This is a genomic window from Streptosporangium sp. NPDC050148 (assembly GCF_055586505.1).
This window is the reverse complement of record NZ_JBVJIA010000003.1, coordinates 81,481-95,919: the sequence shown is the minus strand read 5'-3', so window position 1 is coordinate 95,919 and position 14,439 is coordinate 81,481. Positions and strand designations below refer to the sequence as shown.

The 14,439-nt window shown below is 73.6% G+C and carries 13 protein-coding genes; 9 read left to right on the top strand and 4 right to left on the bottom strand.

The genetic code is table 11. From position 1 onward, the window contains the following. Nucleotides 1-42: 42 nt before the first annotated feature. The 5 genes from hemC to ACZ6RT_RS03960 all read left to right on the top strand — a co-directional run bounded on the left by hemC (nucleotide 43) and on the right by ACZ6RT_RS03960 (nucleotide 4,860). Nucleotides 43-915: a hydroxymethylbilane synthase gene (hemC, locus tag ACZ6RT_RS03980; protein WP_399185351.1), complete on the top strand. Its 873-nt coding sequence runs from the start codon at nucleotides 43-45 to the stop codon at nucleotides 913-915. Then, the gene (locus ACZ6RT_RS03975) at nucleotides 912-2,495 is read left to right on the top strand and encodes a bifunctional uroporphyrinogen-III C-methyltransferase/uroporphyrinogen-III synthase (RefSeq protein WP_399185352.1); all 1,584 of its coding nucleotides are present in this window, start codon (nucleotides 912-914) and stop codon (nucleotides 2,493-2,495) included. The genes hemC and ACZ6RT_RS03975 overlap by 4 nt, the downstream gene beginning before the upstream one ends. 70 nt (nucleotides 2,496-2,565) lie before the next feature. After that, on the top strand, nucleotides 2,566-2,784 hold the full coding sequence (locus tag ACZ6RT_RS03970; RefSeq protein ID WP_470152180.1) for a hypothetical protein: 219 nt from the start codon (nucleotides 2,566-2,568) through the stop codon (nucleotides 2,782-2,784). A 176-nt stretch (nucleotides 2,785-2,960) separates the two neighbouring features. Further along, on the top strand, nucleotides 2,961-3,947 hold the full coding sequence (gene hemB, locus ACZ6RT_RS03965) for a porphobilinogen synthase (RefSeq protein ID WP_470152179.1): 987 nt from the start codon (nucleotides 2,961-2,963) through the stop codon (nucleotides 3,945-3,947). A gap of 271 nt (nucleotides 3,948-4,218) precedes the next feature. Further along, on the top strand, nucleotides 4,219-4,860 hold the full coding sequence (locus tag ACZ6RT_RS03960; RefSeq protein ID WP_399185354.1) for a bifunctional DNA primase/polymerase: 642 nt from the start codon (nucleotides 4,219-4,221) through the stop codon (nucleotides 4,858-4,860). A 34-nt stretch (nucleotides 4,861-4,894) separates the two neighbouring features. Here ACZ6RT_RS03960 and ACZ6RT_RS03955 read toward each other — a convergent pair whose 3' ends face one another. The 3 genes from ACZ6RT_RS03955 to ACZ6RT_RS03945 form a co-directional block, all read right to left on the bottom strand. Beyond that, nucleotides 4,895-5,536, bottom strand: a complete 642-nt coding sequence (locus tag ACZ6RT_RS03955) for a response regulator transcription factor (protein WP_470152178.1) — start codon at nucleotides 5,534-5,536, stop codon at nucleotides 4,895-4,897. Continuing rightward, on the bottom strand, nucleotides 5,533-7,512 hold the full coding sequence (locus ACZ6RT_RS03950; RefSeq protein WP_470152177.1) for a sensor histidine kinase: 1,980 nt from the start codon (nucleotides 7,510-7,512) through the stop codon (nucleotides 5,533-5,535). The genes ACZ6RT_RS03955 and ACZ6RT_RS03950 overlap by 4 nt, the downstream gene beginning before the upstream one ends. Nucleotides 7,513-7,715: 203 nt before the next feature. Then, complete coding sequence (locus ACZ6RT_RS03945) at nucleotides 7,716-9,053, bottom strand: sensor histidine kinase (protein ID WP_470152176.1); 1,338 nt, start codon at nucleotides 9,051-9,053, stop codon at nucleotides 7,716-7,718. 174 nt (nucleotides 9,054-9,227) lie between these two features. Between ACZ6RT_RS03945 and hemL the strand changes: the two genes are divergently transcribed. Then, nucleotides 9,228-10,523 carry a glutamate-1-semialdehyde 2,1-aminomutase gene (gene hemL, locus ACZ6RT_RS03940; RefSeq protein ID WP_470152175.1) on the top strand — a complete coding sequence of 432 codons (1,296 nt, stop codon included), beginning with the start codon at nucleotides 9,228-9,230 and terminating at the stop codon, nucleotides 10,521-10,523. 329 nt (nucleotides 10,524-10,852) lie between these two features. Here the strand turns inward: hemL and ACZ6RT_RS03935 are convergent, their stop codons facing one another. Next, entirely contained in the window at nucleotides 10,853-11,785 is a 933-nt protein-coding gene (locus ACZ6RT_RS03935; protein ID WP_470152174.1) for an EamA family transporter, read from the bottom strand. A 74-nt stretch (nucleotides 11,786-11,859) separates the two neighbouring features. On the opposite strand from ACZ6RT_RS03935, the gene ACZ6RT_RS03930 reads away from it, so the two are divergent. From ACZ6RT_RS03930 to ACZ6RT_RS03920, 3 genes are all read left to right on the top strand, one after another. After that, nucleotides 11,860-12,918, top strand: a complete 1,059-nt coding sequence (locus ACZ6RT_RS03930; RefSeq protein WP_470152173.1) for a LysR family transcriptional regulator — start codon at nucleotides 11,860-11,862, stop codon at nucleotides 12,916-12,918. Nucleotides 12,919-13,098: 180 nt separating this feature from the next. Continuing rightward, the gene (locus tag ACZ6RT_RS03925) at nucleotides 13,099-13,737 is read left to right on the top strand and encodes a histidine phosphatase family protein (protein ID WP_399185363.1); all 639 of its coding nucleotides are present in this window, start codon (nucleotides 13,099-13,101) and stop codon (nucleotides 13,735-13,737) included. Nucleotides 13,738-13,793: 56 nt separating this feature from the next. Beyond that, nucleotides 13,794-14,363: a TlpA family protein disulfide reductase gene (locus tag ACZ6RT_RS03920; protein ID WP_399185364.1), complete on the top strand. Its 570-nt coding sequence runs from the start codon at nucleotides 13,794-13,796 to the stop codon at nucleotides 14,361-14,363. The last annotated feature ends 76 nt before the right edge of the window (nucleotides 14,364-14,439 follow it).

Here is a 14,439-nt window from a genome sequence, read left to right as displayed (position 1 = left end):
AGCGTTTCTCCTCCGCTCCGGCTGGGAACGAGGCGGAGCGTCATGGCGACCACGCAGTCGGGGATGGTCGCCGCCCGTCTCACCGAGCTGACCGGCCGCACCGTCGAGCTCGTCGGCGTGACCACCTTCGGTGACGTGACCAAGGCCGACCTCACCCAGCTCGGCGGCACGGGCGTCTTCGTCAGCGCGCTGCGCGACAAGCTCATCGAGGGCGCCATCGACTTCGCGGTGCACTCCCTCAAGGACCTGCCCACCACCCCCGACCCGCGCGTGGTCATCGCGGCGATCCCGCCGCGCGACGACCCCCGGGACGCCCTGGTGAGCGTCGCCAAGCTGGCCGACCTGCCGCCCGGGGCGAGGATCGGCACGGGTTCCCCGCGCCGGGTCGCCCAGCTGCGGATGCTCCGTCCCGACCTCGACTACGTCCCCATCCGAGGCAACGCCGACACCCGGATCGGCAAGGTCACCTCGGGCGAGCTGCACGGCGTCGTGCTCGCCGCCGCGGGGCTCGGCCGGCTGGGCCGCGAGGCCGAGATCTCGCAGATCTTCGAGGTCACCGAGATGCTGCCGGCCCCGGGGCAGGGAGCGCTGGCCGTGGAGTGCCGCTCCGACCGCGCCGACCTCGTCGAGCTGCTGAGCGTGCTCGACGACGCCCCCACCCGCGCCGCGGTCACCGCCGAGCGCGCCGTGCTCAACGCCCTGGAGGCGGGGTGCGCCGCCCCGGTGGGCGCGTACTCGGCCGGGCGCGGGGACGATCTGATCCTGACCGCCGCCGTCGTCGCCGTCGACGGCGGGCGAGCGGTACGCAAGTCCGCCACCGGCGGCTCTTCCGCGCCCACTGATCTCGGCCGCGACCTCGCGGCCGAGATGATCGCGGAAGGGGCCGACACGCTGATAGGGGAGCAGGCACATTGAGCTCCGGAAGTACCACCTTCGAGCACCCGCCGTCCGGGTTCGTCGCCTTCGTCGGGGCGGGTCCCGGTGACGAGGGCCTGCTCACGCTCCGCGGCGCCGACCTGCTCTCCCGGGCCGACGTCGTCATCCTCGACCAGGAGACGTACGGGCCGCTGCTGCGCCACTGCCGCGAGGACGTCGAGATCGTCGGCACGGCCGACGACGGCGCCGTCTCGCTGAAGGTCGTCAAGACGGCCAAGGGCGGCAGCGTCGTCGTGCGGCTCTGCGCCGGCGACCCGATGTTCTTCTCCTCGATCACCGAGGAGGTCGCGGCCTGCGTCAAGGCGGAGGTGGACTTCGAGATCGTGCCCGGGGTGCCTCCCGCGACGGCGGTGCTCACCTACGCCGGGATCCCCGCGGCCGTGTCGGTGCCCGAGTTCCGGGTGGTCGACGCGGCCCAGATCGACGACTGGTCGGCGTACGCGGGCGGTGCGGGCACGCTGGTGATCTACAACGGCGTCGCCGAGGCAGTGGCGATCGGCAAGGCGCTGATCGCGGCGGGCCGCCGTGACTCGACGCCGGTGGCGATCAGCGCCGCGGGCACCACGACCGAGCAGCACACCGTGGTCACCACGCTGGGCCGGATCGCGCCCGACCTCAAGCACGCCGGCATGACCGAGCCCGCGCTGATCGTGGTCGGCGAGGCCGTCGGCATGCGCGACCGCCTGTCGTGGTTCGAGACCAAGCCGCTGTTCGGCTGGCGGGTGCTCGTGCCCAGGACCAAGGAGCAGTCGGCCGACCTGGTCGAGCAGCTGCGCTCGTACGGCGCGGTGCCCGAGGAGGTCCCCACGATCTCCGTCGAGCCGCCCCGCACCCCGCAGCAGATGGACCGCGCGATCAAGGGCCTGGTCACCGGACGCTACGAGTGGGTGGCCTTCACCAGCGCGAACGCGGTCAAGGCGGTGCGCGAGAAGTTCGAGGAGTACGGTCTGGACGCCCGCGCGTTCGCCGGTCTCAAGGTCGCGGCCGTGGGCGAGAGCACGGCCCGCGCGCTGGTGAGCTTCGGCGTCAAACCCGACCTGATGCCGTCCGGCGAGCAGTCGTCGGAGGGCCTGCTGGCCGAGTGGCCGCCCTACGACTCGATGCTCGACCCGATCAACCGGGTGCTGCTGCCGAGGGCCGACATCGCGACCGAGACGCTGGTGGCCGGGCTGACCGAGCTCGGCTGGGAGTGCGACGACGTGACCGCGTACCGGACCGTGCGGGCCGCGCCGCCGCCCGCCCCGACCCGTGAGGCGATCAAGGGCGGCGGGTTCGACGCGGTGCTGTTCACCTCGTCCAGCACCGTGCGGAACCTGGTGGGCATCGCGGGCAAGCCGCACAACGTCACGGTCATCGCCGTGATCGGCCCGCAGACCGCCAAGACGGCCGAGGAGTTCGGGCTCCGGGTGGACGTCATGGCCGAGAAGCCCTCGGCCTCCGCGCTGGCGGCGGCGCTGGCGGCGTACGGAGCCGGGCAGCGGCAGGCCGCGGTCCTGGCGGGCGACACCCCCCGCAGGCCCTCGCAGACCCGGCGGGGAGCCCGGCGCCGCGCGAAGTAACCTTGAACGCGACGGCCACGACGTAGCCTGGAACGTGGCGGCCACGGTACGGCGGGTTCCGGTGATCGCGATGACCACGGTGATCGCGATGACCACGGTGACCGCGATGACCACGGTGACCGCGATGACCACGGTGACCGCGATGACCACGGTGACCGCGATGACCACGGTGATCGCGATGACCACGGTGATCGCGATGACCACGGTGACCACGGTGACCACCGTGACCACCGTGCCGCGGGGCCGCCTCCGGGCCGCGCACCGTGGCGGACGGCGCCCACCGGCGTGAACCGGCGTCCGTAGGCGCCGGTGTCCGGCCTCCCGCCGGCATCGGGTGGTACGCGCCGGCGCACGTCGGCACGGGCACGGAAAAGCGGCACCCGGACGGCGGGTGCCGAGCCAGACCACACAGACGAGCTCCTCCGGCCGCGGTTCCCTCACCGGCCGGAAAGAGGGGGAGAACACATGACGGCCCAGTTCCCTGTCGCGCGTCCGCGCAGGCTCCGCCGTACCGCACCCATGCGCCGGATGGTCGCCGGAACCCGCCTGCACCCGGCGGAGCTGGTACTGCCCATGTTCGTCAAGGAGGGCATCGCCGAGCCGAGCCCGGTCGGCTCGATGCCCGGGGTGTTCCAGCACACCCGCGACTCGCTGCGCAAGGCCGCGAACGAGGCGGCCGAGGCCGGGGTGGGCGGCCTGATCCTGTTCGGCATCCCCGCGGTGAAGGACGCGCGCGGGTCCGCGGCCGACGACCCCCAGGGCATCGTCCAGCTCGCCCTGACCGACGTGGTCTCCGAGGTCGGAGACGCGCTCGTCGTGATCGCCGACACCTGCCTGGACGAGTTCACCGACCACGGGCACTGCGGCATCCTGACCCCCGCCGGGGAGGTCGACAACGACGCCACCCTGGAGCGCTACGCCGCCTCGGCCGTGGCCCAGGTGCGGGCCGGGGCACAGGTCGTCGCACCGAGCGGCATGATGGACGGCCAGGTCGCCGCCATCCGGTCCGCGCTGGACGGCGAGGGCTTCGAGCAGATCCCGATCCTGGCCTACTCGGCCAAGTACGCCTCGGCGTTCTACGGCCCGTTCCGCGAGGCGGCCGAGTGCGCCCCGCGGTCCGGTGACCGCAACGCCTACCAGCAGGACCCGGCGGGGCCCGCCGGGGAGGCGCTGCGCGAGGTGCGCCTGGACCTGTCGGAGGGCGCCGACGCCGTCATGATCAAGCCCGCGCTGGCCTACCTCGACATCCTGCGCCAGGTGCGCGACGCGGTGGACGTGCCGCTGGCGGCCTACCAGGTCAGCGGCGAGTACGCGATGGTCGAGGCCGCCGCGGCGAACGGCTGGGTCGACCGGGACCGGGCGATCATGGAGTCGCTGGTGGCGATCCGCAGGGCCGGGGCCGACCTGATCCTCACCTACTGGGCGACCGAGGTGGCCGCCAAGCTGCGGTGAGACCGGTGACGCGTACCCGGGGACGACGGGACCGGTGACGCGCGCCCGGGAGAGGGAAGACGCAGGTGGGGCCGGGGCGCGCGTGATCGAGGGTGGAGAACCGGAGGTTCGCCACCTGAGGGGGAAGCGTGTGCGTTAGAGTGCGATGACCGGTGCGGATGTGTCCCAGGTGGCGTAGACCCTGGGCGGTTTGACGCTCCCCACTGACCAGAGTGTGGACAGGTCCTCGCATCCGGGCGACACGCGGGATGCGCGGACGACGGAGGACGCAATGGTCGGGGTACCGCTGGTTCGTCGAAGAAGGCGGCACGGCCGTCCGAGGCAGGTGCTCGATGCCGTGCTGGAGTACGCCGCCCTGGGCTGGGCGAGCTGTCTGGGCGCCCGGCCGCTGACCGGCGGGTCGCGCTCGTGCTCGTGTGACCGCGTCGGTTGTCCCGATCCCGGCGCCCACCCGCTCTCGCAGACCTGGCAGATGGAGGCCAGCACCGACCCGGCGCTGCTGTCCGGCTGGTGGCGGCACGACCCCGAGGCGAACGTGGTCCTGCCGACCGGACGGGTGTTCGACGTCTTCGACGTACCGCTCGCCGCGGGGCGCACCACCCTCGCGACCATGGACTCCGTCGGGGTCGTCCCGGGCCCGGTCGCCGTCAACGGCGACCGGGCCCTTTTCTATGTGGCCACCCGCAACGCCTCCGAGGACGAGGACGAGTGGTGGTCCTGTGCCCTGGACGTCGGCCCGTCGGTCATCGACGAGATGCCCGGCCTGCGCTGGCACTGCCGCGACAGCTACGTGCTGGCCCCGCCCTCGCTGCTGCCGACCGGCCTGACCGGCTCCTGGCTGCGCCCGCCGGACAACCGGCCGCTGCCCGACCCGCTCCGGGTCCTGGAACTGCTCGCCGACGTCTGCGACTGAACCGGCACCCGGAAGCGGGCGTCGGCGGGACCGGTCACGGGGATCCGCCCAGACCGGCCTCGCGGGCGCGGACGATCGCCTGGGCGCGGTCGGCGACCTGGAGCTTCATGAAGATGTTGGACACGTGGTTGCGCACGGTCTTGCCGGACAGGGAGAGGATCCCGGCGATCTCCCCGTTCCCCCTGCCCTGGGCCACGAGGCCGAGCACCTCCCGCTCCCGTCCGGTGAGCTCGGGGAAGGCGGTGCGCGACGCGTCGGGCATGCCGCTGAAGTAGGCCAGGACGCGGCGGGCGATCTCGGGACCGTAGATGGCCTCGCCCGCGGCCACGGCGTGCACGGCGCGGCCGATCTCCTCCGCCCCGGCCTCCTTGAGCAGGTAGCCGCGCGCCCCGGCGCGCATGGCGGCGAACACCGAGTCGTCGTCGCGGAACATCGTCAGCACCAGCACCCCGATCCGCGGGCTGGTCCTGATGATCGTCCTGGTCGCCTCGACACCGTTGCCGTCGGGCATCTGCAGGTCCATCACGACCACGTCGGGCTGGAGCTCGGCGGCCATGGCCACGGCCTCCCGCCCTCCGGAGGCCTCCCCGGCGACCTCGATGTCCAGGGCCGCGAGCAGGCCGCGCAGGCCCCGCCGGAAGACCGGGTGGTCGTCCACGATCAGTACGGTGATCACGCGGTCTCCTCCACCGGCAACCTGACGGTCACCTCCGTGCCGCCGCCCGGCCTCCGGCCGATCACGCACGAGCCTCCCACCTCGGCCGCCCGCTCGCGCATCGAGGTCAGCCCGACGCCCGCGACCGGGTTCTCGGGCAGGCCGACCCCGTCGTCGGCGACCTCCACGCGCAGTTCGGACGGCAGGCGGCGCAACCGGACGACCACCGTGGCCGCACGGGCGTGGCGGCGGGCGTTGGTGAACGCCTCCTGGGCGATGCGGTAGGCGGCGACCTCGACGGCGGCGGGCAGCCCGTCCATCGAGCCGTCCGCGGTCACCGCGGTCTCCCCGGCGAAGGCGCGCAGCGCCCCCTCCAGGCCCAGGTCGTCCAGCGCGGGCGGGCGCAGGCCGTACACCAGCTCGCGGACCGACGCGATCGTCGCGATCATCTCCCCGCGTATCCGGACGAGCAGCTCCTCCACGGCCCCCGGGTCGATGTCGAGCCGCCTGCGCGCCTCGTCGAGGGCGAAGGTGACGCTGGTCAGCGCCGGGCCGAGCCCGTCGTGCAGTTCCCTGCCCAACCGGCGGCGCTCCTCGTCGCGGGTGGACCTGATGCGTTCCCGGGAGCGGCGCAGGTCGGCGGTGAGGCGTACGGCGTGCGCCAGCTCGGCGAGGTGCCGGGCGAGCACCGCCATGGGCTCGCGGCCGGGCCGTGCGCCCGACACCCGCAGGGTCCCGACCCGCTCCGCGTGCCAGAGCAGCGGCACCTGCCGCGCCCCGGGCTCCGGCCTCCCGCAGGCGAACACGCGCGTCGTCCCGGCCCGTCCGGTGTGGACCTCGACGTCGACCCCGGTGGCTCCCAGCACCTCGCGGATCACGGTCACGGCCTCGTCGAGGGCCGCCGCCGGGTCGTGGGCCCCCTGCCCGATGCGGCCCAGCTGGTCGACCACCCGGTAGGGGTCGCGCTCGACGGCGAACGCCCGGTCCACCACCCCCTGCAGCCGCAGCCGCAACGGGTGGAAGACCGTGCCCACGGCCAGCGCCGCGACCGGTCCCGCGCCCCGCCCCAGATCGCTGGCCAGGACCCCGGCCAGCCAGATCAGGACGAAGTACACCGCGCCGGTGAGCGCGACGAGGGAGCCGTACACCAGCGTCCGGTTGAGCACGACGTCGATGCCGTAGAGGCGGTGACGCAGCACCGCCGCGATGACCGACAGCGGCAGCCCGGCGATGAAGACGGTCTCCATGGCCTTCAGCAGCCAGGAGCCGGTCATCTCCCGCAGGATCCAGGAGCCCAGCAGCACCGCCAGCGCGCCGACGTACCAGGCGATCTGACGCCGGAGTTCGGTGTCGCCCGCCCGGTAGCGGAAGACCAGCGACGCGATGCCGAGCGCGATGAGCACCATCATCGGAAGGCCGATGTGCTCCTCCACGGCCGGCGAGATCTCCCGCAGCGCCTCGACGCCGAAGGGGTTGGCGAGCGGGAGCTGGCTCTCGAACTCGGGATCCGGGGCCAGCCCCAGGAACAGCGAGTGGCCGACCATCAGGGCCAGGTTCGCGTACAGGACCGGACGCCAGCGCCGTGAGGGCAGCCGGCCGTCCGGGAACAGCAGCGGCAGCAGCGAGGTGAGCACCGGGACGTGCCACAGCCACAGCCACATTCCCGCCCACGCGAGGTAGGGCGTGACCGCGGCCCCGGGGGAGGTGAGGTGGAGCCAGTGGGCGGCACCGAAGGTCAGGTAGAACAGGCTTCCGGCGATCCCGCCGCCCCACAGCAGCCAGGGGACCAGCAGCCTGGGCCGCCGGGTGATGAGGAACGCGCCCGCGGCCGGGAACAGCATGACGGTCGGGTCCAGGGTGACGAAGGGGTCGGTCCAGGTCGAGGCGCTCAGGTCGGTCAGCCTGACCGCCAGGACGTTGCCCGCGGGCGCCAGCACCGCACCGGTCCAGACGAGCACGGCCAGTGCCGTCCGCCGCCGGTCCGATGAGTCCCGCACGCCCGGCACGTTCCGCACGCCCGGCACGTCCGGCACGTTCGGCACGTCCGGCATGCCCGGGGAGTCGCGCCGGCTTCGCGAGCCAGCGGAGCCAGCGGAGCCAGCGGAGCCCACGGAGCCCACGGAGCCCACGGAGCCCACGGAGTTCGCGGAGTTCGCGGAGCCCGCGGAGCTCGGCGGGGTGCCCTCGCGCGGGGGAGAGGTCACGTCGCGTCCCTCGTCAGGGGCAGCCGGGCGACGACCTCGGTGCCGCCCCCGGGACGCGGCCCGACGGTGCACGAACCGCCCGCCTCGGCCGCCCGCTCGCGCATGGAGGCCAGGCCCACGCCGCCGCGGATCGGGTCCGGCAGGCCGATCCCGTCGTCGGCGACCGAGAGCCGCAGCTCGCCGTCCCCCTCCCGCGGGCCGGTCCCGCTCCCGTCGCCCGCCGATCCCGCGGCCTGCCCGCCGGCCCGCAGGACCTCGACCCGTACCAGGGCCGTGGTGGCCTGGGCGTGGCGGCGGACGTTGGTGAGCGCCTCCTGGGCGATCCGGTAGGCCACCACCTCCAGCGCAGCGGGGACACTGTCCAGCGGGTCGTCCGGTGGTCCGTCCGGCGGGCCGGTCACCACGACGTCCACCCGCGGTCCGGGCGCGTCGGCCAGCGCGCGCAGCGAACCGGCCAGCCCGAGGTGGCTCAGCGCGGGCGGGCGCAGGCCGTAGACCAGGTCCCTGACGTCGACGATCGCGGTGCCCATCTGGTCGCGTACGCGGACCAGGAGCTCCTCCACGGCCTCGGGGTCGCGGTCCAGGCGGATCCTGGCCTCGTCCACGGTCATGGCCAGGCTGGCGAGCGTCGGCCCCAGCCCGTCGTGCAGGTCACGGCGGAGCCTGCGCCGCTCCTCCTCCCTGCTGGTGAGGATGTGCTCCCTGGAGCGTCGCAGGTCGGCGGTGAGCCGTACGGCGTGCGCCAGCTCGGCCAGGTGCCGGGCCAGCGCGTTCAGCAGGTCCGGTGAGGCCGGTGAGCCCTCGCGGCCGCTGCTGAGCAGCCACCCGACCGGTTCCCCGTGCCAGACCAGCGGGGTCTCGACCGGCCGCTCCCCCAGCACGCCGTCCAGGACGGTCACGCCGTCCACCTCGACGGCCACGCCGTCGGCGCGGAGCGCCTGGCGGACCAGCACCGCGGCGGTGGCGAGCCCCTCGGCCGGGTCGACGGCCTCCTGCAGGGTACGGCTCAGCCGGTCGGCCACCCGGTACGGGTCGCGCTCGACCCGCAGCAACCGGTCCGCCACCCGCTGCAGCCGCAGCCGCAGCGGGTGGAAGACCGCGCCCGCGGCCAGCGCCGCGACGAGCCCGGCCATCGGGTCCCCGCCACCGGAGGGGACGCCGGACGGCGTGCCGGACGCCGCGCCGGAGAGCGTGTCGAGCAGCCAGGCCAGCCCGGAGTAGATCCCGCCGACGGCCGCCGCCAGGGCGCCGTGGACCAGGACGGCGTCGGCCACGGTGCGCACGCCGGGCGACCGGGTCCCCGGCCGCCGCGCGGGGGGTGTCGTCACTGCCATCCTCGAAGGATCCCGTACCCGATGTCCCGTCGTCCCGGGGCCGATGTCCCGTTTCCGGGGGCCCGAAGCCGGGACTTCCGGTGTTCCGGGCCGCGTCTTCCGGGGGCCCGGGGCCGTGACGGACGGCTCGCCCCGTGGGACGGACCGGACGTTTCCCTGGCTACCCTTGGGGACGTGAGCCGTACCGAGAACTCCGAGGACCTGTTCGCCCGCGCCCGCGAGATCGTCCCGGGAGGCGTCAACTCCCCGGTCCGCGCCTTCGGCGCCGTGGGCGGCACGCCGCGCTTCATGACCTCGGGCCAGGGCCCCTACATCACCGACGTGGACGGCAACCGCTACGTCGACCTGGTCTGCTCCTGGGGGCCGATGATCCTCGGGCACCGGCACCCCGCGGTGATCGAGGCGCTGCAGGAGGCGCTGCGCGACGGCACCTCGTTCGGCACGGCCACCCCCGGCGAGGTCGAGCTCGCCGAGGAGATCGTCGCCCGGGTCGAGCCGGTGGAGAAGGTCCGCCTGGTCAGCTCCGGCACCGAGGCCACCATGTCGGCCGTACGGCTGGCCCGCGGCTTCACCGGCCGCTCCAAGATCGTGAAGTTCGCCGGCTGCTACCACGGCCACGTCGACGCGCTGCTCGCCTCGGCGGGCTCCGGTGTGGTGACCTTCGGCCTTCCCGACACCCCCGGCGTGACCGGCGCGTCGGCGGCCGACACCGTGGTGCTGCCGTACAACTCGGTCGAGGCGGTCACCGAGGCGTTCCGTGCCTTCGGCGCCGACATCGCCTGCGTGATCACCGAGGCGTGTCCGGCCAACATGGGCGTGGTGCCGCCGCTGGAGGGGTTCAACGCCACGCTGCGCGAGCTGTGCACCGAGCACGGTGCCCTGCTGATCATCGACGAGGTGCTCACCGGCTTCCGGGTGTCGGAGTCCGGCTGGTACGGGCTGGACCCGGTCGAGGCCGACCTGATGACCTTCGGCAAGGTGATGGGCGGCGGCCTGCCCGCCGCCGCGTTCGGCGGGCGCGCCGACGTGATGGCCCACCTCGCCCCGGAGGGCCCGGTCTACCAGGCGGGCACCCTGTCGGGGAACCCGCTGGCCTGCGCCGCCGGTCTTGCCACCCTGCGCGCCTGCGACGAGGGGGTCTACGACCAGGTCGACGCCGCCGCCCTGGTCATCGGCCGCGCCGCCGCCGACGCCCTGGCCGCGGTCGGGGTGCCGCACCGGCTGCAGCGCGCCGGGAGCCTGTTCTCGGTCTTCTTCACCGAGGACCGGGTCGTCGACTTCACCGCCGCCCAGACCCAGAACACCGCCGCCTACCGGGCGTTCTTCCACTCCATGCTGGACCAGGGCGTCTACCTGCCGCCGTCGGCGTACGAGGCGTGGTTCCTGTCGTCGGCCCACGACGACGAGGCCCTCTCCCGCATCGCCGAGGCGCTGCCCGCCGCCGCCAAGGCCGCCGCCCAGGTCCTGTGACGCCTCCGGGTCACGGGCGGTCGCCCCTGGCCCGCCCGTACCGCCCGATCGGCGCGCCCAGGTGGGCGGAGGGCTCCGGGGAGTCCGCGACGTCGAAGTCCACGTCGAGCATGCCCGGGTAGAGCATGAACGTCCGGGGGCCGTCGGCCCCCGCCTCGATCCCTGTCGATGAGTTCGACGTGCCCGAAGAAGCCGGGCTCGCCGTTCGGTCCCTCCGACGGAAGACGATCGAGGTCGTCGGTGACCCATCCCCACGGGGGAGGGGCGGGCCAGTACTCGAGCGCGGCGCTTACGTCGGCCGCCGTGTCGTCGTCACGGTGTGTGTTCGCTCACGCCCTCTCCGCCGTTCTCGCCTCATCCTCCTCCGATTCCGCCCGGGGAGAGGCGGGAAGCGGGGAAGGCGAGGGTGACGGGGAGGGGGTCCGGCGGGAGCGGGTGCCGGCGTACAGGACCCCGCAGATGATCAGGACGCCGGCGACGAGCCTGAGGGGGGTGATCTGCTCGCCGGTGAACAGGGCCGCCGAGGACATGCCGAAGACCGGCACCATCAGGGCGGTCGGGGCGACCACCGAGGCGTCGTAGCGCTTGAGCAGGAAACCCCAGACGGCGAAGCCCGCGAGGGTGGAGATGAACGCCACGTACACCAGCGAGAGGGTGCCCTCCAGCGAGAACTCCAGCCGGGGCACCCCCTCCACCACCAGGCTCAGCACCACCATCGGGGGGGCGGTGACCGCGCTCAGCCAGACCATGAAGCGCAGCGAGTCGGGCGGCGAGGCCTGCCTGATCACGACGTTGCCCATGCTCCAGAAGAACGCCGAGCCGACGACCAGCAGGAACGCGCCGATCGGGCCGCCGGCGCCCAGGTCGGTGGCGATCAGCGCCAGGCCGGCGAAGGCGACCGCCATGCCGATGACCCGTCTGCGGGTGAGCCGCTCCCCCAGCAGCGTGACGGCCAGCACGGCGGTGAAGACCGCCTGTATCTGGACGACGAGCGAGGTCAGGCCCGCGGGCATGCCGGCCCGCATCCCCGTCAGCAGCAGGGCGTACTGGCCCGCGCCGAGCGTGGCACCGGCCAGGAGCACCTTCCGCCAGGGCACCCCGGGGCCGCCGACGAACAGCAGCGCGGGGAAGGCGGCCAGGACGAAGCGCGCCGCCACGTAGAACAGCGGGGGGAAGTGCCGGAGGCCGACCTCCATCACCACGAAATTGAGGCCCCAGATGATGGTGAGGCCGATGGCTAGGAGGAAGTGCCGGATGCGCATTCGCCCATAGTGGTTCATACCGACATTTCAGAACAAGTTAGCATTTCTTCCTGTCCTCGTTTAGACTTCCTTACATGTTGGATCTCAACCGGCTCAAGGCCCTGCACGCCGTCTCCGTCTACGGATCGGTGGGCGCCGCGGCCGAGGCGCTCATGGTGACCCCGTCCGCGGTCTCCCAGCAGCTCGCCAAGCTGGAGCGGGAGACCGGCGCGACCCTGGTGGAACGCAACGGCCGCGGGGTGCGGCTGACCGACGCGGCCGGGCTGCTGGCCGACCACGCCGAGCGCATCCTCGCGCTGGTCGAGACGGCCGAGGCCGACTTCGAGGCGCTGCGCGGGCAGGTCGTGGGGCGGCTGGGCATAGGCGCCTTCCCCACCGCGGCCCGGGGGCTGATGCCCGCCGCGCTGTCGCTCCTGCACCGGCGCCACCCCGACCTGGTCATGCAGCTCACCGAACGCGAGCCCGAGCGGCAGATCCGCGAGGTGAGCCGGGGCGAGCTGGACCTCGCGGTGATCCAGGACTGGATGAACCGTCCGATGGCCATCCCCGAGGGGCTCTCCCGGGCGACGCTCTTCGACGACATCGCCGACGCGATCCTGCCCGCGTCCCACCCGCTGGCGGACCGGGCCGAGATCGAGCTGGCCGAGCTCTACGGGGAGCGGTGGATCAGCTCGGCACCCGGCACCATCTGCCACGACTGGCTGGTCCACACGCTGCGCTCGGCCGAGCTGGAGCCGGACATCGCCTGCATGGCGGACGAGTGCCCGACCCAGATGGCCCTCGTCGCGGGCGGTCTCGGCTGCGCCATCGTCCCCCGCCTGGGCCGTGACTTCGTCCCGCCGGGCGCGCGGGTGGTGCCGATCAGGTCCCGCCCCACCCGCAGGATCTACGCGCTCTGGCGGACCGACGCCGCGCGCCGCCCGGCGATCCGCGCGGCGGTCGAGGCGCTGAAGGCCGTCTCCGTCGACTTCCAGTACTCCGCGTCCACCGCGTCCACCGCGTCCACCGCGTCCACCGCGTCCACCGCGTCCACCGCGTCCACCGCGTCCACCGCGTCGTCCGCGTCGGCGGCCCCGGCGCCCGAGTCCCCGGCGGCGGCACCGATGTCACCGGCCTCCCCGGTGGTGCCCTGACGGACCCCGCGGACCCCCGCGGCCCCCTCTGCCGGACCCCCGCGTCGCCGCCGGGTCCGCGAGGCGGCACGGGGGTGGGCGCGAACGGGCCCGTGGGGCGGCTCGGGCATGTCCCCTTCCGCCCGGATGGGACCACCTGCCCTGTCACCGGCCCGTACCTGTCGCTAGGCTGGCGGGACCATGGCTGAGACCACCGTCGTCCACCTCCTGCGCCACGGTGAGGTGCACAACCCCGACAACGTCCTGTACGGCAGGCTCCCCGACTATCACCTGTCCGACAACGGCCGGCAGATGGCCGAGACGGTCGCCAAGACGGTCGCCGGACGTGACGTCACCGCGCTGTTCTCCTCCCCCCTGGAGCGCGCGCAGGAGACCGCGGTCCCGCTCGCCGAGACCTTCCGGCTGGACGTCACGATCGACGAGCGGCTCATCGAGGCCGAGAACATCTTCGAGGGCCTCGCCCTGGGCCGGGGAGACGGCCTCTTCCGCAACCCGCGCTTCTACCGCTACCTGTGGAACCCGCTCCGGCCCTCCTGGGGGGAGCGCTACACCCACCTGGTCCGGCGGATGAGCGCCGCGATCGTCGCCGCCCGCAAGGCCGCCCGCGGCCATGAGGCGATCATGGTCAGCCACCAGCTCCCGATCTGGACGATCCGGCTCGCGGCCGAGGGCAGGCGGCTGCCGCACGATCCGCGCCGCAGGCAGTGCGGGCTCGCCAGCCTGACCACCTTCTCCTTCGAGGGGGACCGGCTGATCAGCGTCGGATACAGCGAGCCTGCGGCGGCCCTCGTCAAACGCCCCACTGTGCCGGGCGCCTGACCCCGCCGGTAGAGTTGTCGCTCTACCGGTTGTAGTACAGGGAGCCTCCGTCACCCATGCGCGCCATATCCTTCGCCGCCGCCGCGCTGCTCGTCGCCGTGGCCGGATGCGCCGGAAACCAGGGATCGCAGCCCCAGACCGGTGACACCCGCTTCGTGGCGGGCGACGGCAAGATCACCATGTTCGAGGCCGCCGACCGCAAGGCCGCTCCACGGGTCGAGGGGGAGACCCTCGACGGGGGCACCGCCTCGCTGGCCGCGCACCGGGGCAAGGTCGTGGTCATCAACTTCTGGGCCTCCTGGTGCGCGCCCTGCCGGGCCGAGGCGCCGGTGCTCAAGGAGGTCTCCGCCGCCAAGAAGGCGGACGGCGTGACGTTCCTCGGCATCGACTTCAAGGACCGCAAGGCCGACGCCCTCGCCTTCGAGCGCGGCCACAAGCCCGGCTACCCGAGCATCTTCGACCAGCCCGGCAAGGTGGCGCTCTCCTTCCAGGGCACGGTCCCGCCCGCGGCCATCCCGTCCACGCTGATCATCGACCGTCAGGGCCGGATCGCCGCCCGCGCCCTCGGCGCGGTCACCTACACCGACCTCCTGGAGGCCGTCACCAAGGTCGGCGATGAACGATAACCGCTCGCGCCTCCCCGTGACGGCGGACGGACCCGCCGTTACCGCCCGGGCCGCCGTTACCACCCCGTCGGCGGGA

What these genes read in the sequence shown, in the direction of transcription:
- hemC (WP_399185351.1), top strand. Translation starts at nt 43, where the DNA reads ATGGCGACCACGCAGTCGGGGATGGTCGCCGCCCGTCTCACCGAGCTG.
- ACZ6RT_RS03970 (WP_470152180.1), top strand. Translation starts at nt 2,566, where the DNA reads ATGACCACGGTGATCGCGATGACCACGGTGACCGCGATGACCACGGTG.
- hemB (WP_470152179.1), top strand. Translation starts at nt 2,961, where the DNA reads ATGACGGCCCAGTTCCCTGTCGCGCGTCCGCGCAGGCTCCGCCGTACC.
- ACZ6RT_RS03960 (WP_399185354.1), top strand. Translation starts at nt 4,219, where the DNA reads ATGGTCGGGGTACCGCTGGTTCGTCGAAGAAGGCGGCACGGCCGTCCG.
- ACZ6RT_RS03945 (WP_470152176.1), bottom strand. Translation starts at nt 9,053, where the DNA reads ATGGCAGTGACGACACCCCCCGCGCGGCGGCCGGGGACCCGGTCGCCC.
- ACZ6RT_RS03935 (WP_470152174.1), bottom strand. Translation starts at nt 11,785, where the DNA reads ATGCGCATCCGGCACTTCCTCCTAGCCATCGGCCTCACCATCATCTGG.
- ACZ6RT_RS03930 (WP_470152173.1), top strand. Translation starts at nt 11,860, where the DNA reads ATGTTGGATCTCAACCGGCTCAAGGCCCTGCACGCCGTCTCCGTCTAC.
- ACZ6RT_RS03925 (WP_399185363.1), top strand. Translation starts at nt 13,099, where the DNA reads ATGGCTGAGACCACCGTCGTCCACCTCCTGCGCCACGGTGAGGTGCAC.
- ACZ6RT_RS03920 (WP_399185364.1), top strand. Translation starts at nt 13,794, where the DNA reads ATGCGCGCCATATCCTTCGCCGCCGCCGCGCTGCTCGTCGCCGTGGCC.